17 protein-coding genes and 1 pseudogene are annotated in these 17,295 nt (G+C 71.2%); 5 read left to right on the top strand and 13 right to left on the bottom strand.

Annotated features, from left to right (window positions below):
- Positions 1-2: 2 nt before the first annotated feature.
- From E4P42_RS03615 to E4P42_RS03605, 3 genes are read right to left on the bottom strand one after another with little or no spacing between them, the layout of a single operon-like run.
- Positions 3-1,400, bottom strand: coding sequence for a class II 3-deoxy-7-phosphoheptulonate synthase (locus tag E4P42_RS03615; protein ID WP_135123103.1), 1,398 nt, complete (start codon positions 1,398-1,400; stop codon positions 3-5).
- Positions 1,401-1,423: 23 nt separating this feature from the next.
- Positions 1,424-1,906, bottom strand: a complete 483-nt coding sequence (locus tag E4P42_RS03610) for a polyadenylate-specific 3'-exoribonuclease AS (RefSeq protein WP_135123101.1) — start codon at positions 1,904-1,906, stop codon at positions 1,424-1,426.
- A gap of 1 nt (position 1,907) precedes the next feature.
- Complete coding sequence (locus tag E4P42_RS03605) at positions 1,908-2,783, bottom strand: hypothetical protein (RefSeq protein ID WP_135123099.1); 876 nt, start codon at positions 2,781-2,783, stop codon at positions 1,908-1,910.
- 86 nt (positions 2,784-2,869) lie between these two features.
- Between E4P42_RS03605 and E4P42_RS03600 the strand changes: the two genes are divergently transcribed.
- On the top strand, positions 2,870-4,153 hold the full coding sequence (locus tag E4P42_RS03600) for a glycosyltransferase 87 family protein (RefSeq protein ID WP_135123097.1): 1,284 nt from the start codon (positions 2,870-2,872) through the stop codon (positions 4,151-4,153).
- On the opposite strand, the gene E4P42_RS03595 is transcribed toward E4P42_RS03600, so the two are convergent.
- From E4P42_RS03595 to E4P42_RS03575, 5 genes are all read right to left on the bottom strand, one after another.
- Complete coding sequence (locus E4P42_RS03595) at positions 4,114-4,833, bottom strand: 1-acyl-sn-glycerol-3-phosphate acyltransferase (protein WP_135123095.1); 720 nt, start codon at positions 4,831-4,833, stop codon at positions 4,114-4,116. The two genes, E4P42_RS03600 and E4P42_RS03595, sit on opposite strands and share 40 nt — an antisense overlap.
- An 83-nt stretch (positions 4,834-4,916) precedes the next feature.
- Positions 4,917-5,297, bottom strand: coding sequence for a hypothetical protein (locus E4P42_RS03590; RefSeq protein ID WP_135123093.1), 381 nt, complete (start codon positions 5,295-5,297; stop codon positions 4,917-4,919).
- The gene (locus tag E4P42_RS03585) at positions 5,294-6,559 is read right to left on the bottom strand and encodes an ArsA family ATPase (protein ID WP_135123091.1); all 1,266 of its coding nucleotides are present in this window, start codon (positions 6,557-6,559) and stop codon (positions 5,294-5,296) included. The genes E4P42_RS03590 and E4P42_RS03585 overlap by 4 nt, the downstream gene beginning before the upstream one ends.
- Positions 6,556-6,993: an SRPBCC family protein gene (locus E4P42_RS03580; protein WP_135123089.1), complete on the bottom strand. Its 438-nt coding sequence runs from the start codon at positions 6,991-6,993 to the stop codon at positions 6,556-6,558. Before E4P42_RS03580 ends, E4P42_RS03585 begins: the two co-directional genes overlap by 4 nt.
- Before the next feature lie 26 nt (positions 6,994-7,019).
- A complete protein-coding gene (locus tag E4P42_RS03575; protein ID WP_135123087.1) occupies positions 7,020-7,439 on the bottom strand; it encodes a polyketide cyclase / dehydrase and lipid transport in 420 nt (139 codons plus the stop codon).
- A 98-nt stretch (positions 7,440-7,537) separates the two neighbouring features.
- Between E4P42_RS03575 and E4P42_RS03570 the strand changes: the two genes are divergently transcribed.
- The gene (locus tag E4P42_RS03570; protein WP_135123085.1) at positions 7,538-9,337 is read left to right on the top strand and encodes a long-chain fatty acid--CoA ligase; all 1,800 of its coding nucleotides are present in this window, start codon (positions 7,538-7,540) and stop codon (positions 9,335-9,337) included.
- On the opposite strand, the gene E4P42_RS03565 is transcribed toward E4P42_RS03570, so the two are convergent.
- From E4P42_RS03565 to E4P42_RS03550, 4 genes are all read right to left on the bottom strand, one after another.
- Positions 9,325-10,461, bottom strand: coding sequence for a glycosyltransferase family 4 protein (locus tag E4P42_RS03565; protein WP_135123083.1), 1,137 nt, complete (start codon positions 10,459-10,461; stop codon positions 9,325-9,327). The two genes, E4P42_RS03570 and E4P42_RS03565, sit on opposite strands and share 13 nt — an antisense overlap.
- Positions 10,462-10,472: 11 nt before the next feature.
- A complete protein-coding gene (locus E4P42_RS03560; protein ID WP_371286981.1) occupies positions 10,473-11,252 on the bottom strand; it encodes a peptidase in 780 nt (259 codons plus the stop codon).
- A gap of 16 nt (positions 11,253-11,268) precedes the next feature.
- Positions 11,269-12,396: a peptidoglycan hydrolase RipC gene (ripC, locus tag E4P42_RS03555; RefSeq protein WP_167759340.1), complete on the bottom strand. Its 1,128-nt coding sequence runs from the start codon at positions 12,394-12,396 to the stop codon at positions 11,269-11,271.
- A gap of 152 nt (positions 12,397-12,548) precedes the next feature.
- Positions 12,549-12,794 carry a hypothetical protein gene (locus tag E4P42_RS03550; protein WP_135123077.1) on the bottom strand — a complete coding sequence of 82 codons (246 nt, stop codon included), beginning with the start codon at positions 12,792-12,794 and terminating at the stop codon, positions 12,549-12,551.
- A gap of 112 nt (positions 12,795-12,906) precedes the next feature.
- Between E4P42_RS03550 and E4P42_RS03545 the strand changes: the two are divergent.
- Positions 12,907-14,724 (top strand): annotated as a pseudogene (locus E4P42_RS03545) (DEDD exonuclease domain-containing protein); the annotation flags it as partial.
- Here the strand turns inward: E4P42_RS03545 and trpD are convergent.
- Positions 14,662-15,750 carry an anthranilate phosphoribosyltransferase gene (gene trpD, locus E4P42_RS03540; protein WP_245233882.1) on the bottom strand — a complete coding sequence of 363 codons (1,089 nt, stop codon included), beginning with the start codon at positions 15,748-15,750 and terminating at the stop codon, positions 14,662-14,664. The pseudogene E4P42_RS03545 and the gene trpD sit on opposite strands and share 63 nt — an antisense overlap.
- A gap of 74 nt (positions 15,751-15,824) precedes the next feature.
- On the opposite strand from trpD, the gene E4P42_RS03535 reads away from it, so the two are divergent.
- The gene (locus E4P42_RS03535; RefSeq protein ID WP_135123073.1) at positions 15,825-16,436 is read left to right on the top strand and encodes a heme-copper oxidase subunit III; all 612 of its coding nucleotides are present in this window, start codon (positions 15,825-15,827) and stop codon (positions 16,434-16,436) included.
- 35 nt (positions 16,437-16,471) lie between these two features.
- Complete coding sequence (locus tag E4P42_RS03530) at positions 16,472-17,293, top strand: c-type cytochrome (protein WP_209305684.1); 822 nt, start codon at positions 16,472-16,474, stop codon at positions 17,291-17,293.
- Positions 17,294-17,295 lie beyond the last annotated feature (2 nt).

Here is a 17,295-nt window from a genome sequence, read left to right as displayed (position 1 = left end):
GCTCAGTCGCGCAGCATCTCCGCGACCAGGAACGCCAACTCCAGGCTCTGCTGGGTGTTCAGCCGCGGATCGCACGCCGTCTCGTAACGCCCCGCCAGATCGCTGTCCGAGATGTCCTGTGCGCCACCGAGACATTCGGTGACGTTCTCCCCGGTGATCTCCACGTGGATCCCGCCGGGGTGGGTGCCCAGCGCGCGGTGCACCTCGAAGAAGCCCTGCACCTCGTCGACGACCCGGTCGAAGTGGCGGGTCTTGTAGCCGGTGGAGGACTCGTGGGTGTTGCCGTGCATCGGATCGCACTGCCAGATCACCTGGTGGCCGCTGGCCTGCACCTTCTCGATGATGGGCGGCAGCAGATCGCGCACCTTGTTGTTGCCCATCCGGGTGACCAGGGTCAGCCGGCCGGGCTGGTTGTGCGGGTCGAGCCGTTCGACGTACTCGACCGCCAGCTCCGGGGTGGTGGTGGGGCCGAGCTTCACGCCGATCGGGTTGGCGATCGTCTCGACGAATGCGATGTGGGCGCCGTCGAGCTGACGGGTGCGCTCGCCGATCCACACGTAGTGCGCCGACAGGTCGTACAGGCGCGCCTCGGGCGCCTCGGCGGGGAAGTCGTTGGACAGCCGCAGCATCGCGCGCTCGTAGTCGAGCACCAGCGCCTCGTGGCTGGCGAAGATCTCGGCGGTCTGCAGGTTGCGGTCGTCGACGCCGCAGGCGGACATGAACGTCAGCGCCCGGTCGATCTCCCCCGCGAGCGCCTCGTAGCGGGCGCCGGCCGGCGAGGTGCGGACGAATTCACGGTTCCAGTCGTGCACGCCCTGCAGCGCCGCCATCCCCGACGACGTCAGCGCGCGCACCAGGTTCATCGCGGCGCTGGCGTTGGCGTAGGCGCGCACCAGCCGCGACGGGTCGTGCTGACGGGCGTCGGCGTCCGGGGCGAAGCCGTTGATCATGTCGCCGCGGTAGGACTTCAGCCCCAGCGCGTCGATGTCGGACGACCGCGGTTTGGCGTACTGCCCCGCAATCCGGGCCACCTTGACCACCGGCATGCTCGCGCCGTAGGTCAGCACCACCGCCATCTGCAGCAGCGCGCGGATGTTGGCCCGGATGTGGGGTTCGGTGTTGTCGACGAACGTCTCGGCGCAGTCGCCGCCCTGCAGCAGGAACGCCTCGCCGCGGGCGACATCGGCCAGCAGGCCCTTGAGGCGCTCGATCTCCGACGGCACCGTCACCGGCGGCACGCTCTCCAGCACCGTGCGCATCGCCTTGGCGGCCTCGGGGTCCCAACTCGGCTGCTGGACCGCCGGCCGGGCCAACGCGGAGTCGAGCCGGTGGCGCAGCTCGTCGGGCAGCGGCGGCAGATCCGGCAGCTGGTCGATCGGGATGTCGACGGTCCAGTTCACCCGACCATGGTAACCAGCCCGCGTCAGCGGGTACCGGTCATGATCCGGTAGCGCAGCATGTTGTGGCGGGCGTCGACCAGCGCATCGTGCGCGTCGCGCGGACGGGGCGGCATCCGGGGCGACCCGCGGTCCTCCCACAGCTGGCGAAGTTCGCGGGTGAAGCGCGGGATCGCCGGCGGCAGGTCGGTCATCGGCCCCCAGAGTTGGCACAGCACCACGTGGTCGTAGGCGCCCACCCACGCCCACAGCTCGATCGGATCGTCGCCATCGACGCCGAGGAAATCCTCGAGTTCGGTGCGGATCTGCCGCCGCGACCGCCACACCTTGGCCGCCGGCGACGGCAGTTTCGGCAGCACGTGCCTGCGCACCCAGCTGCCGGCCCGCTCGGGATCGAACTCGGTGGACACCGCGTAGTACTCACGCCCGTCCTCGGCGGCCACCCCGATCGAGATCAGCTCGATGGTGCGGCCGTCGTCGATGAATTCGGTGTCGTAGAAGTACCGCATCTCACACCGCTGCTCTCTGGGGTTCGGCGGCCTTCTGGGGCGCCGGCGCCGCATGGATCTCCCGGTCGAGCTGTTCGTCGACCTTCGCGTCGTCGGGGAACTTCGGCATCCCGGCCACCGCGTCCTGCAGCCACAGCTTGGCCTGCACCACCGGCCGGCGCAGCCACCGCTCCCGCTCGAGCGCCCGGTGCATCTTGCGCGGCCGTGTGGTGTAGCGCCAGCGTGCCCAGGGCGCGTGCGGGCGCGACAGCCGGATGGCGCCGATGAACAGCAGCGGGGTGATGAACATGCCGACCAGACCGGTCCACACCTTGCCCTTGAGCAGCACCACCACGGCCAGCAGCAGTGTGGCCGCCGCCAGCGCGATCACGCTGGCCCTGGCGGCCAGGCTGTGGTCGTCGCGCCAGATGCCGATGTCGAAGAAGGACAGCGGATTGAACCCGAGGATCAGCAATCCGGCGACGGCGACCGCGGCGAACACCGCGTCGACCGACGTGCGGCCGTCCTCGGACCAGTACACATCGGACAGGTGCAGGATCAGCGCGAACTCGTCGAGCACCAGCGCGGCCCCGACGCCGAACAGGATCGCGGCGGCGGTGAACTCCGGCACTCCCCCGTTGACCGCCAGCGTCACCATGGTGATGCCCGAGACCATGACCAGGATCACCCCGATCACGACGTGGTGGATGTGCGTCCCGCCCGAGCCGGCGATGTTGCGCGGCTGCCACCACTTGCGCGGGGCGTCGCTGTCGGCGTGCCTGCGGATGTAGCGCACGATCGTGCGGGTCACGAAGAAGGTGAGGATGAACGCGACCAGGCAGCACAGCAGCGGCAGGCGTTCCACGGTCAGGAAGTCCAGCTGCAGGGTCAGGTGCACGGTCGAAAACTTACGCCGACCTGCGTACGCCGCCACCGGGATACCACCCGACGCGCCGCGGGCCCACCGATAGTCTGTCCGGCGACATGAGTACTCGGCGGTCGCCTGCTTGGGCGCCAACCCTCGCATGGCGGCTGTTGTGCCTGCTGACCCTGGCCTCCCTCGGCTGGGCGGGCTGGCGGCTGCTCGGGCACATCCCGTACCGCATCGACATCGACGTGTACCGGATGGGCGGGCGGGCCTGGCTCGACGGCGACCCGCTCTACGCCGACGGCGCGATGTTCGCCACCCAGGGCGGACTCGACCTCCCGTTCACCTACCCGCCGCTGGCGGCGGTGGTGTTCGCCCCGTTCGCCTGGATGTCGCTGCCCGCGGCCAGCGTGGTCATCACGATCGTGACGCTGGTCCTGCTGGTCGTGTCCATGGCGATCGTGCTGACCCGGCTCGAGGTGTGGCCCAGCACGTCGGTGACGTCACAGCCGGCGTGGCTGCGGCGCACCTGGCTGGCCGCGGCGATCGTGTCGGTGGCCGTCGTGCACCTCGAGCCGATCCAGGCCAACTTCGACTTCGGCCAGATCAACGTGGTGCTGATGACGCTGGTGATCGCCGATTGCGTGCCGCGGCGCACCCCATGGCCGCGTGGCCTGCTGCTCGGGCTGGCGATCGCGCTCAAACTCACCCCGGCGGTGTTCGTGCTGTACTTCCTGCTGCGCCGGGACCTGCGCGCGCTGCTGACCGCGGCCGCCTCGGTGGTCGGGCTGACGCTGCTCGGGTTCGTGTTCGCGTGGCGCGATTCGTGGGAGTACTGGACCCATACGGTCAGCAACACCGACCGGATCGGCTCGGCCGCGCTCAACACCAACCAGAACATCGCCGGCGCGCTGGCCCGCCTCGGGCTCGGCGAGGACGTCCGCTTCGTCGTGTGGGTGCTCCTCAGCTTCGCGGTGCTGGGGCTGACGGCGTGGGCGGCGCGGCGGGCGCTGCGGGCCGGTGAGACCGTGCTGGCGCTGATCTGCGTGGCGATGTTCGGGTTGGTGGTGTCGCCGGTGTCGTGGTCGCACCACTGGGTGTGGTCGCTACCGACCGTGGTGGTCACCGCGGTCCTGGCCCACCGTCACCGGCACGTGCTGCTGGGCCTGGTCAGCGCCGCGGGGGTCGCGCTGATGGTGTGGTCGCCGATCATGCTGCTCACGCCGCATCGCGAGACGTCGGCGGCGCTGTGGCGGCAGGTGGCGGGCGGGTCCTACGTGTGGTGGGCTCTGGCGGTCATCGCGGCCGCCGCGACGGTCGCGGCGCGCTCCACGCACACCCGTGCCCCGGCGGCGGCGCCTCAGCCGGCGGCGACCTCGGGCAGCCGGGCGGCCGGCTGATCGACGGCGGTGCCGTCCTTGACGTCGGCCGCGTAGAGGTCGACGTACTCCTGCCCGGACAGCCGCATCAGCTCGTACATCACCTCGTCGATCACCGCGCGCTCGATGAAGCGGTTACCGGCCAGGCCCTCGAAGCGGCTGAAGTCCATCGGCTTGCCGAACTTCACCTCGACCTTGCCGAAGCGCCACATCTTACTGCCGGGTGGGTTGACGACGTCGGTGCCGATCATCGCGACGGGGATGACGGGCATGCCGGTCTCGAGGGCCAGCCGGGCCAGGCCGGTCTTGCCCTTGTAGAGCTTGCCGTCGGGCGACCGGGTGCCCTCGGGGTACATGCCGAGCAGCTTGCCCTCGGCGAGGATGCGTTCGGCGGTGACCAGCGCGGCCCGCGCGGCGTCGGCGTCGGTGCGGTCGATCGGCACCTGGCCGGCCACGGTGAAGAACCAGCGCTTGAACCAGCCCTTGAGGCCGGTGCCGGTGAAGTACTCCGCCTTGGCCAGGAACGTGATGCGCCGGCTGACCACCAGGGGCAGGTAGAAGCTGTCCGCGACGGCGAGGTGGTTACTGGCCAGGATCGCGGCGCCGCTGCGGGGAAGGTTCTCCAGCCCTTGCACTTTGGGCCGGCCGAGCAGCGACAGCAACGGACCCATGAAGACATACTTGAAAAGCCAGTACCACATGGACCCTCCCGCATCCGGCGCACCGGACGGTGCCTTGCGACAACCTTACCCAGCGGCAGTGGAGGCGACCACAGCAGCGACGCTCACTCCTGCACGGTCACCGGGATGTGCTGATAGCGGCCGGGCCCGGCGGGCGGTTCCGGAGGTGGTTCGCCGGATGGCGGCGGCCCCCCGGACGGCGGCGTGGGCGGTGGTGACCGGTCGATGTCGTCGACCATGGCGCGCAGGACGGTCAGCAGCGCAACGCTGTGCTCGGCCACCACGTCGAGCAGTGGATGCTGCTCGCCGCTGATCAGCGCGGCCAGCGCGCAGACCGGGCACCACACCTGCTGGCAGCTGCCGGGCTGGTCCCGGGTGCCCGCCGCGCGGGCCGCGGCGAAGCGAATGGCCGGGTCGAGGCGGTCGAGCACCGCCTGCGCGAGCGCGCGCAGTTCGGGTCCGAGGTCGGGATGAGCCTCCGTCACGCCGGCCACACCTCCGGATTCGGTCGAAAACGCACGGTCAGCTCGCTGCCCCGCAGCGCCGCGTCGGTGACGATGCATCTGCGCAACACGGACGCCAGCCGGACCCGGCGCCGCATACCGCCCGCGCCGATGATCAGATCGTCGTCGACTCGGCCCAATGTGAGTTCACCCGAGTCGACCTGAGGCAACTGTAGCCGCAACCGGTACACCGCTTCGAGCCCCGTTCCCGACTCCCGGTCGACCACCGGGCGCAGCGGACCCGGTGGGGCGGACCCGTCGCGCCTGCGGGCCGCCGCCACGAGTTCGGCGAGCGCCTTGGGCCCGATCGGCTCACCGGGCAGGTGCGGCACCAACACCAGCGCCACGTCGCCGATCACCCCGTCGAGGTGGTCGAGCACGGCCTGCTGCTCGGCGATCCGGGCGGCATACCAGTCGAACGCCGGATGCTCCGGCAGGTTGCGGTACTCGAACGAGTCGTCCTGCAGGAGGACCTGGTTGACGATCAGTTCGTCGACGCGCACCCCCATCAGCGCCAGCGAGCCCAGGGTGCGGGCGGCTTCGGCGGCCACCACCCGCTCGGCGGTGAGCACCAGGTGGGCGCTGACCCGGGAGGCGTCGGTGAGCAGCGCGGTCAGCGCCTCGGTGGCCAGCGCAACCCGCTCGACGAGTTCGACCATCGCCGAGGCCGCCGCGTCGTCACCGGGACGCGACAGCCGCCGGTGCCGCGGCCAGGCCCGCTCGAGGTACAGCGCGAACGTCGCGGGCAGCGTCAGCATCCGCAGTGCGTCGGCGGTGGAGGCGCAGTCGACCACCACGTGGTCCCACTGCCCACTGGCGGCCAGCTCGGCGACCTCGTGCAGCCCGAGCACCTCCTGGATACCGGGCAGCGCCGAGAGTTCTTCCGGCGCAACGTCGCCGAGGTCGGACTCCGGGAAGCGCGCCGCGACGGGTCCGGCGACGGCGGCCCACTGTTCGGCGAGCAACGCGAGCGTGTCGAGCGCCAGCGCGTCGAGCGAACCGCCGGCCCCGGGTGTGCCGATCTCCAGATCGGCGAGTACGCGGGTGGGTTCGCGGCGCCCCGTCGGGACGACGCTGCAGCCCAGCACGTCGCCGGTCGAGTGCGCCTGGTCGGTCGACATGATGAGAACCCGGCGGCCGGCCTGCGCCTCCCGGACAGCCGTCGCCGTCGCCAGCGTGGACTTCCCTACCCCGCCCTTACCGACGAACAGACTGATCCGGGCCGCAGCACCACTGGCAGTCACTCAGCCTCGACCCGTTTCTTCAAATCCTTGAGCGCGGTCTCGGTGAGCCGGCGTTCGGCCTTGCGCTTGAGCAGCCCGATCATCGGGATCATCAGGTCGACCGCCAGCTCGTAGGTGACGTCGGTTCCAGAACCCTTGGGAGACAATCGGTATGCGCCCTCAAGCGATTTGAGCAGCGAGCTCGACACCAACGTCCACGTCACCGAGTTCCGGTCGGCAGGCCACTCGTAGGCCAGCACCATGGTGTCCTTGAGCACGGCGGCATCGAGCACCAACCGCGCGGTCTTGGGGTTCCCGGAGTCGTCGAGTTCGAGGACCTCGGTCTCCCGGTACTCCTTGACCCAGTCCGGGTAGGTCCCGATGTCGGCGATGACGTCCATCACCGTCGCAGGATCGGCATCGATGTAGATGGTCTGCGCAGTCTTGTCCGCCACGTGATCGTCCTCCTCAAGCAGGGAATCTACCCGCACCGCGGCGAGTCAATCCCCCTCGAGGCGAGGCGGGACACCCCCACCGGCCGGTCGGCCTCCAGGGTCGCTTTGAGCTCGAACGCCATCCGTTTGCCCGCCACCCGGCGCTGGTGGTTCATCGTGGCCAGGTTCATCCTGGCCAGCTGCCAGGCGGCCGCGCCCGACGGTTCGGCGTGCAGGAAGTAGTGCAGGATCACCCCGTCCAGCGACGGCTCCAGCCAGACCTCCATGGTGCCGGTCAGCGCCCCGGTGACCGTCCAGCGGTGGCCGACGGGCCCGCGGTCCTCCACCACGGCCAGGCGCAGATCCGGCCACCACCGCCGCCAGTTCGCCGGGTCGGCGACGGCCCGCCCCACGTCGGCGGGGTCGGCGGCGACGAAGGTCTCGTCGGCGATCTGGATGCTGTTCATCGCCGCCTAGCTTCACACATGAGCGGCAGCGGCCGCGTGGCGGCCGACTACGCTGTTGTGACCGAAGCCACCACCACCGCAACCGGGAGGCCAGGACCATGCGCGAGTTCAGCGTGCCCGCGTCGTTCACCGTCGGCGAGTCCGACACCGTCGTGAGCTCCGTATTCGACCACGAGCGCGACGATCCTGACCACGTCATCTTCCGCCGGCTCGTCGACGGCTCCTGGACCGATGTGACGTGTGCCGAGGCGGCCGCCCAGATTCGTTCGGCGGCATCGGGTTTGATCGCGTTGGGCGTGCAGCCCGGCGACCGGGTCGCGCTGCTGTCCTCGACCCGTTACGAGTGGCCGATCCTGGACTTCGCGATCCTGGCGGCCGGTGCGCTGACCGTCCCGATCTACGAGACGTCCTCGGCCGAACAGGTGCGATTCGTGCTCGCCGACTCGGGCGCGGTGGTGGTCATCGCGGAGAACGACGGCCACGCCGACAAGATCGAGCAACTGCGCGGTGAGTTGCCCGATCTGCGCGCCGTGCTGCGGATCGACGGCGCAGGCACTCCGGCCCTCGAGGCGCTGGCCGAGGCCGGCCGGTCGGTCGACCGGGCCGAACTCGACGCCCGGCTGGCCGGGATCCGCTCGGCCGAACCGGCCACCATGATCTACACCTCCGGCACCACCGGGCGGCCGAAGGGCTGCCAGCTCACCCATGCCAACCTGGTCTACGAGATCCGCGGCGCCAAGAGCTGCTTTTCCACCCAGCTCGACAAGGGCGAGCGCATGCTGGTGTTCTTACCGCTGGCTCACGTGCTGGCCCGGGCCATCACGATCGCGGCGTTCGCCAACAAGGTCACGCTCGGCTTCACCAGCGACATCAAGAACCTGGTGCCGATGTTCGGGGTGTTCAAGCCGACGCTGGTGGTCTCGGTGCCCCGGGTGTTCGAGAAGGTCTACAACACCGCCGAACAGAACGCCCGCAACGACGGCAAGGGCCGCATCTTCGACATCGCCGCCGCGACGGCGATCGACTACAGCAAGGCCCTCGACACCGGCGGGGCCGGCCTGGTGCTGCGCGCCAAGCACGCGCTGTTCGACAAGCTGGTCTACGGCAAGCTGCGGGCCGCGCTCGGCGGCGACTGCCGGGCCGCGATCTCCGGCGGCGCCCCGCTGGGCGCGCGGCTCGGCCACTTCTACCGCGGGGTGGGGCTGACGATCTACGAGGGCTACGGGCTGACCGAGACCAGCGCCGCGATCACGGTCAACCGGGTCGGCGACCTCAAGATCGGTTCGGTGGGCAAGCTGGTGCCCGGCAACAGCATGCGGCTCGGTGAGGACGACGAGCTGCTGGTCCGGGGCGGTGTGGTGTTCAGCGGGTACTGGCGCAATCCGGAGGAGACCGACAAGGTCTTCACCGAGGGCTGGTTCCACACCGGCGACCTGGGCGCGATCGACGACGACGGCTTCCTGACGATCATCGGCCGCAAGAAGGAGATCATCGTGACCGCCGGCGGCAAGAACGTCGCCCCGGCGATCATGGAGGACCAGCTGCGGGCGCATCCGCTGATCAGCCAGGCGATGGCGGTCGGCGATGCCCGACCGTTCGTCGCCGCGCTGATCACGATCGACCCCGAGGCGTTCGACGGCTGGAAGGAACGCAACGGCAAGGACAGCGGGGCGTCGGTCGGCGACCTGGCCACCGACCCCGACCTGCTCGCCGAGATCGACACCGCGGTCAAGGAGGCCAATCAGGCGGTGTCGAAGGCGGAGGCGATCCGCAAGTTCCGGATCCTGCCCGTCGACTTCACCGAGGACACCGGCGAACTCACCCCGACGATGAAGGTGAAGCGCAAGGTGGTCGCCGAGAAGTTCGCCGCCGACATCGAGGCGCTCTACACCGCCTGAAGCAGCTCGGCCAGCCGGGCGGCGCGGGTCGGCCACTGCCAGTTGTCGACCGTCCAGCGCCGGCCGGCCGCGCCCATCGCCGCCGCGCGGTCGGGGTCGCCGAGCAGCTCGGCGACCGCGGTGGCGACGGCCTCGACGTCGGTGCCGTCGACCACCGTGCCGGTCTCGCCCTCGCGGACGGTCTCCGGCGCACCGCCGGAGCGGCCGGCCACCACGGGCACCCCGGCGGCGGACGCCTCCAGGTAGACGATGCCCAGGCCCTCGACGTCCAATCCGGCGCCGCGGGTGCGGCACGGCATCGCGAACACGTCGGCCATCGCGTGGTGGGCGGGCAACTCGGCGCCGGGAACGCCACCGGTGAAACGCACGTCGTCGGCGACCCCGTGGCGGTGCGCCAGGAGCTGCAGCGTGTCGCGATAGGGGCCGCCGCCGACGATGACCAGCGCGGCGCCGGGCACGCGGCGGCAGATCTCGGGCATCGCCCGGATCAGCACGTCCTGGCCTTTGCGCGGCACCAGCCGCGACAGGCACACCACCACCGGCCGCTCCCCCAGCCCGTAGCGGTCGCGCAGCTGCACGCGGGCCGCGGCGTCGGGGGCGAACCGGCCGGTGTCCACGCCGGGCGGCAGATGCTCGAGCGCCGCCCGTGGCCCGAACGCGGACGCGAACCGGCCGCGGGTGTAGCGGCTGACGAACGTCACGGCGTCGGTGTCGTCGCCGATGCGGCGCAACGCCGTGCGCGCCACCGGCAGCATCGACCACCCCACCTCGTGACCGTGGGTGCTGGCGATGGTCCGTGCGGCGCCGGCGCGGCGGGCCAGCGGGCTGAGCAGGGCCAGCGGCGCCGCGGCACCGAACCACACGGTGTCGATGTCGCGGTGCCCGATCAGGCCCTGCATTCGGCGGGTCACCAACGGCTCCGGCACCATGAGCGTGCCCGGGTGGCGCACCACCTCGAACGCTGCGGCCCGGTCGTACGCGTCGGCCCCCTTCCACGCCGGTGCGTAGACGGTGACCTCGTGGTCGGCGGCGGTGACCAGCTGACCGACGAACGCCTCGAGGTAGGACTGGATGCCGCCCGGCCGCGGCGGGAAGTCGTTGGTGACGAGCAGAACCCGGGACATCGCCGCTCAGGCTAGCGCGCCGGCCACCGCTGCCATTCGCCCAGCACCTCGTCGACGCCGAGCCCCAGCACCTCGCGGATCGCGGTCGCCGGGTCCGGGTGTCCCGGTCCGCAGGCCCGCACGTAGAGCGCCCGCAGCTGCTGGGGGCCGTAGCGGTCGGCGACGTACGTGGCGAACCACCAGGCCCGGTCGTAGGCGGCGGACCGGGTGGCGCCCGCGGTGTCGAGGTCGGCGTCGGTGGGCAGGGCGGTCAGCAGCTCGGGCGCGGGCGCCGCGGCGCGGGGCCGGGCGACGTAGTCGGCCACGCCTTCGGTCAGCCAGCGCGGCGCGTCGGCGGCGGTGACCTGCCGGGTGGCGTGGTGGAACAGTTCGTGGCGCACGACGATGCGCAGTGCGGCGTCGGTCATCCCGGCGGCGCCGGGGGCGAACACGACGCGGTCGGAGGTGGTGGCGGCGGCGATGTCGGCGCCACCACCGGCCAGCGCGGTGAACTGGGCGTCGCTGCCGGTCGCGACGATGACGAGGTCGCGCCGCCAGTCCGGACCCCAGAACCGGGTGATCGCATCCGCGGCGCCGGGCAGTTCGGCGGCGATGCGCTCGAGCACCGGCGTGCTGCGCGCACCGCCCAACGGGATGAGCTGCGCGGTGCGCCCGTCGGGTAGCCGGGTGGCGGTGGTGACCGCCGGGCTGGACGCGGGCGCCGCGGGCACGTCCGCCGCGACGGGCGGGGCTGCGGGTGCGGTCGGCCGGTCCAGAAGCAGGACCGCGAAGACGAACTCCGCGATCAACAGTGCGAGGACGAACCGCCTAATAGCGCCGCACGTTGTGGATCGGCGCGTTGTCGACCGGGGCGACGCGCACCGGGGTGCCGTACGTCGAGGCGTGCACCATCATCCCGTCGCCGATGTAGATGCCCACGTGCGATGCGTCGGAGTAGTAGGTGACCAGGTCGCCGGGCTGCATCTGATCGCGGGAGACGGGCTGGCCGCCGCGGGCCAGCGCCTGGCTGGAGTGCGGCAGCGAGATGCCCTCCTGCTGGAATGCCCACATCACCAGTCCGGAGCAGTCGAACGCGTTGGGGCCGGAGCCGCCCCACGAGTACGGGGAGCCGATGCGGCTCAGCGCGGCCTGCACGGCGATGGCGCGGGTGCCGCCACCGGGCGGCGCAGCCACGTCACCGGGAGGAATCGCGCCGGGCGGGGCAGGCGCGGCCAGCACACCGGGATCGTTGGCCGGGGGCACCGCGGCGGGCGGCGCCGGCACGGGCGGGGCGGGCGGAAGCGCGGCGAGCGCCTCACGCTGGTTCGGGGTCAGCGCCTCGTACTGCGATTTCACCACCGCGATCTGCGTCTGCAGCCGGCTTTGCTTGTTCTGGAGGTCGGCACGCACCTGCGCGGCCTGCTCGGCGGCGGTCTTGGCGTCGGCGGCCGACCGGGCGGAGGCCTGTTCGGCGGCGGCGGCCTTCGCGGTCACGTCGCGGAAGCCGTTCATACGCGCGGTCATTTCGGCCGACATCACGCGCTGCACGGAGAGCTTGTCGATGAACTGCTGCGGCGAGCCCGCGGTGAGGATCGCGCTCATCCCGTCCGCGCGGCCGCCCATGTACTCGGCCGCGGCGACCTTGTTCACGGCGACCTGAAAGGTTGCCAGCTCCGCCTTGGCCGCATCGGCGGCGGCGAGGTCGGCGGCGTGCTTGGCCTCGGCGGCCTGCTGTACTGCCAGCTTGTCGGTGAGGTCGAGCTGCGCCGAATGCATCGCCTCGGTGGTCTGCTCGGCCTGCCGGGACAGCTCATTGAGCTTTGCCAGCGCATCGTCTGCCGGATCGGCCTGCACTCCGGCGGCGAGCGTGCCGCACATCAGGACCAACGCGGTTATCGCACCGACGGCGGGTCGCCTGAACACACGGATGCCCCACTGCGCGCGAACGAGCCTCAAGATTTGCGTCCTTCAACTGGCGTAACGAGCCGCGTCGAACTGCTCTAAGGTCTCAAACAGGTTACGAAACGGCATCGGCGTTGTCCAACAGAAGACCCGAATTTAACAGCTGTCAGGGCACTTTTTCTTCCCCAGCGATCGCGCGTGTGTCGTCAGGCAACTCCTGTGTCCCTTTGCCGGTGAATCGGCACGAGGCGCAATCGCGGCGCCAGACCGGCTTCGGCCAGCGCTTCGAGGGCGCGGCGTTCGTCGTCGAGCAAGGTCTCGGGCACCCCGAGCAGCACACTCACGACACAGTCCTGACACCCCGGTCCGCGGACCGCGCAGTCGTCACAGTCGATGATCACCGTGCCGCCGGTGTCCGGGTCGGCGCCCCCGAGGTGGTGAGCGTGGGCCATCTGCAGTCCTCTCGATCGGTGTTGTGCGCACGGTATCGGCGGCCACCGACACGCCCCTGCCGTCCGCGTGGCACCGCCGTCCTGTCGGTGCCGGTCCCTACCGTCTGGGCCCATGGGTCAGCGCGGTTCCGCCGAGGTCGAGCAGCTGGCCTTCGACATGGAGGCGGTGTCGCTGCGGGAGACCACGTTCGTGGTGGTCGATCTCGAGACCACCGGCGGCCGGGCCTGCGGGGATCACCCCGACGCGATCACCGAGATCGGCGCCGTCAAGGTCCGCGGCGGCACGGTCCTCGGCGAGCTGGCCACCCTGGTCGACCCGGGGCGGTCCATCCCGTCGCAGATCGTCGCACTCACCGGCATCACCACCGCGATGGTGTGCGCCGCCCCCCGCATCGAGTCGGTGCTGCCCGCGTTCTTGGAGTTCTCCCGCGGCGCGGTGCTGGTGGCCCACAACGCCGGCTTCGACATCGGGTTCCTGCGCGCGGCCGCCGAGCAGTGTCAGCTGACCTGGCCGCGGCCGCCGGTGCTGTGCACGGTCAAACTCGCGCGGCGGGTGCTGACCCGCGAGGAGGCCCCCAGCGTCCGGCTGTCGGCGCTGGCCCAGCTGTTCAACGCGACCACCACCCCCACCCACCGCGCCCTCGACGACGCCCGCGCCACCGTCGACGTGCTGCACGGGCTGATCGAACGCGTCGGCAACCAGGGTGTGCAGACCTACACCGACCTGCGGGCCTACCTGCCCGACGTGACCCCCGCGCAGCGGCGCAACCGCCGGCTCGCCGACGGCCTGCCGCACCGGCCCGGGGTGTACCTGTTCCGCGGCCCCAGTCGCGAGGTGCTCTACGTGGGCACGGCCGTCGACCTGCGCCGCCGCGTCGGGCAGTACTTCACCGGGGCCGACCCGCGGACGCGGATGAAGGAGATGGCGTCGCTGGCCACCGGCGTCGACCACGTCGAATGCGCGCACGACCTCGAGGCGGGGGTCCGCGAGCTGCGGCTGCTGGCCGCCCACGCCCCGCCCTACAACCGGCGGTCGAAGTTCCCGCACCGCTGGTGGTGGATCGTGCTGACCGATGAGGCGTTCCCCCGGTTCTCGGTGGTGCGCGCGCCGCGTCACGGCTCGGCGGTGGGGCCGTTCCGCGCCCGCGCCGACGCGGTCGAGACCGCCGACCTGCTGGCCCGGTTCACCGGCGTGCGCACCTGCACCACGCGGCTGGGCCGGTCGGCCCGCCACGGCCCGGCCTGCCCGGAACGCGAACTGTCCCCCTGCCCGGCGCCCCGCGACATCGACGCCGCCACCTACGCATCGGCCCCCGGGCGCGCGGCCGACCTGATCGAGGGCCGCGACCACGCGGCGCTGGCCGCGGTGCTCGACCACATCGCCGAACTCGCCGCCGCCAATCGCTACGAATCCGCCGCCCGGCTGCGCGACCACGCCGCCGCCGGGATCGAGGTGCTGTGGCGCGGGCAGCGCCTGCGGGCCCTGGCCGAGCAGACCGAACTCGTCGCCGCCCGGCCGGACGGCAGCGGCGGCTGGCAGCTGGCCGTGGTGCGCTACGGCCAACTGGCGGCCGCGGGGTGCGCCCGGCGCGGAGTACCGCCGATGCCGGTCGTCGACGCGATCACCGCGGGCGCGCAGACCGTGCTGCCGGAGCCTGCGCCGCTGGGCGGCGCATTGGTCGAGGAGACCGCGCTCATCGCCCGGTGGCTGGCCTCGCCGGGCGTGCGCATCGTGCGCTGCGACCCCGGCTACGCCACACCGATCGGCGCGGCGGGCCGCTGGGCGGCGTGGGCGGAGGCCGCCCGCTCGGCGCGGCTGGCCGTCAATCAGGCGGGCCCGCATCCGCGCAGCGCCGAATTCCTCGGGTCAGAGCTTCTGGGTGAACCGCGCCCAACGCGAGAGCAGCTGCTCGGCCGCCCCGGAGTCGATCGCCTCGGCGGCACGGGCCAGGCCGGCCTCCCAGGCCGGCACCCATTTGGCGTCGCTGGCTAGCCCGGCGTGGGCGACCATCGCGCCCGCCGCGTTGAGCACCACGGCGTCGCGCACCGCACCCGCCTCACCGCCCAGCACGGCCCGCGCCTCGGCCGCGTTGTGTTCGGCGTCGCCGCCCACCAGCTCGGACAGCTCGGCCCGCTTGAACCCGAATGCCGCCGGGTCGAAGGTGAGCCGCTCGACCGTGCCCGCCTGCACCCGCCAGATGGTGCTGGTGGTGGTCGTGGTGAGTTCGTCGAGGCCGTCGTCGCCGTGCACCACCAGCGCGCTGGACCCGCGGGAGGCGAACACGCCGGCCATCACCTCGGCCAGGTCCCCCCAGGCGCAGCCGATCAGCCCGGCGCGCGGACCGGCCGGGTTGGTCAGCGGGCCCAGCAGGTTGAACACCGTCGGCACCCCCAGTTCCCGGCGGACCACCGACGCATGCCGGTAGGACGGGTGGAAGTGCGGGGCGAACGCGAAGCCGATGCCGACCTCCTTGACGCTGCGTACCACCTGATCCGGGGTGAGGTCGATCCGGACGCCGAGCGCCTCGAGGGTGTCGGCGCCACCGGACAGCGACGACGCCGCGCGGTTGCCGTGTTTGACCACGGGCACACCGCTGGCCGCCACCACGATCGCCGCCATCGTCGACAGGTTGACGGTGTTGCACCCGTCGCCGCCGGTGCCGACGATGTCGACGGTCGAGGTGCCGATCTCATCGGTGGGCACCCGGCGCGCGTGGTGCAGCATCCCGTCGGCCAGTTCGGTCACCTCGGCGGGGGTGGGCCGCTTGAGTTTCATCGCGACTGCGAACCCGGCGATCTGCGCGGGGGTGGCGGCACCGGTCATGATCTGGTCCATCGCCCAACCGGCCTGACCGGTCGCCAGGTTGTGGCCGGTGGTCAACCGGCCCAGGATCGTCGGCCACGTGGGAGTATCAGTCACGCGCCGATGTTCCCACGACGCGCGGGACTTCCCAATGCCAGTCGCCGACACATGTGACGAATAGGCGACCCGGGTGGAGTTCAACAACTACAAAGCGTCATACTTCAAGAGTGACGAGTGCTGTAGGGACCTCGGGAACCGCGATCACCGCGCGCGTGCATTCGCTGAACAGGCCGAACATGGTCAGTGTCGGCACCATCGTATGGCTTTCCAGCGAGCTGATGTTCTTTGCTGGGCTGTTCGCGATGTACTTCACCGCACGCGCCCAGGCCGGCGGCGAATGGCCGCCGCCGCCCACGGAGCTGAACCTGGCGCTGGCCGTGCCGGTGACGCTCGTGCTGATCGCCTCGTCGTTCACGTGCCAGATGGGTGTGTTCGCCGCCGAACGCGGTGACGTCTTCGGCCTGCGCCGGTGGTACGTCATCACGTTCCTGATGGGCCTGTTCTTCGTCCTCGGTCAGGGCTACGAGTACCTGCACCTGGTCGAGCACGGCACCACGATCCCCGGCAGCGCCTACGGGTCGGTGTTCTACCTGGCCACGGGATTCCACGGGCTGCACGTGATCGGCGGTCTGGTCGCGTTCGTGTTCCTGCTCGCGCGCACCAAGATGAGCAAGTTCACGCCCGCGCAGGCCACCGCCGCGATCGTCGTCTCGTACTACTGGCACTTCGTCGACGTCGTGTGGATCGCGCTGTTCGCCGTGATCTATTTCGTCCGATGAGCTCGGCGTCGATGAGCTCGCAGGATCCTCAGCCGATGAGAAGGGGTTCGATGACCAGCAAGTCCCGCCGGCGGTTCCGCAGGCGCCTGTCGGCAGCGGTGCTGCTGCTGATCGGACTTGGCGTCGCGGGCGGCGTCGCCGCCACGTTGACGCCCACACCGCAGGTGGCCGTCGCGCAGGAGGAGGACTCCGCCCTGCTGCGCACCGGTAAGCAGCTGTTCGACACCTCCTGTGTGACCTGCCACGGCGTGAACCTGCAGGGGGTGGCCGATCGCGGTCCCAGCCTCATCGGCACCGGCGAGGCCGCGGTCTACTTCCAGGTCTCGACCGGCCGGATGCCCGCGATGCGCGGCGAGGCCCAGGCGCCGGAGAAGCCCGCGCACTTCGACGAGTCGCAGATCGATGCGCTCGGCGCCTACGTGCAGGCCAACGGTGGCGGACCGGTGGTGCCCCGCGACGAGAACGGCCAGATCGCCACCCAGTCGCTGGTGGGCGACAACGTCGCCCGCGGCGGTGACCTGTTCCGCCTGAACTGCGCCTCGTGCCACAACTTCACCGGTAAGGGTGGCGCGCTGTCGTCGGGCAAGTACGCGCCCGACCTCGGTGACGCCTCGCCCGCGCAGATCTACACCGCGATGCTGACCGGCCCGCAGAACATGCCGAAGTTCTCCGACCGCCAGCTCTCGCCGGAGGAGAAGCGCGACATCATCGCCTACGTCCGGGAGTCCAACGAGACCCCGAGCCCCGGCGGCTACGGCCTCGGCGGTTTCGGTCCGACGTCGGAGGGCATGGCGGCGTGGATCATCGGCATCGTGGCGGTGGTCGGTGCGGCACTGTGGGTCGGGGCACGAGCATGAGT

The sequence above is a fragment of the Mycobacterium sp. PS03-16 genome (genome assembly GCF_004570325.1).
Classification (GTDB): domain Bacteria; phylum Actinomycetota; class Actinomycetes; order Mycobacteriales; family Mycobacteriaceae; genus Mycobacterium.
The sequence above is the reverse complement of the archived record's forward strand: the minus strand, read 5'-3'. Positions and strand labels throughout refer to the sequence as shown.

Bases quoted from the DNA above. Each gene is read 5' to 3' on its own strand.
- E4P42_RS03550 (WP_135123077.1), bottom strand. From the start codon at position 12,794: ATGGCCCACGCTCACCACCTCGGGGGCGCCGACCCGGACACCGGCGGC.
- E4P42_RS03570 (WP_135123085.1), top strand. From the start codon at position 7,538: ATGCGCGAGTTCAGCGTGCCCGCGTCGTTCACCGTCGGCGAGTCCGAC.
- E4P42_RS03530 (WP_209305684.1), top strand. From the start codon at position 16,472: ATGAGAAGGGGTTCGATGACCAGCAAGTCCCGCCGGCGGTTCCGCAGG.
- E4P42_RS03575 (WP_135123087.1), bottom strand. From the start codon at position 7,439: ATGAACAGCATCCAGATCGCCGACGAGACCTTCGTCGCCGCCGACCCC.
- E4P42_RS03600 (WP_135123097.1), top strand. From the start codon at position 2,870: ATGAGTACTCGGCGGTCGCCTGCTTGGGCGCCAACCCTCGCATGGCGG.
- E4P42_RS03610 (WP_135123101.1), bottom strand. From the start codon at position 1,906: ATGCGGTACTTCTACGACACCGAATTCATCGACGACGGCCGCACCATC.
- E4P42_RS03565 (WP_135123083.1), bottom strand. From the start codon at position 10,461: ATGTCCCGGGTTCTGCTCGTCACCAACGACTTCCCGCCGCGGCCGGGC.
- E4P42_RS03595 (WP_135123095.1), bottom strand. From the start codon at position 4,833: ATGTGGTACTGGCTTTTCAAGTATGTCTTCATGGGTCCGTTGCTGTCG.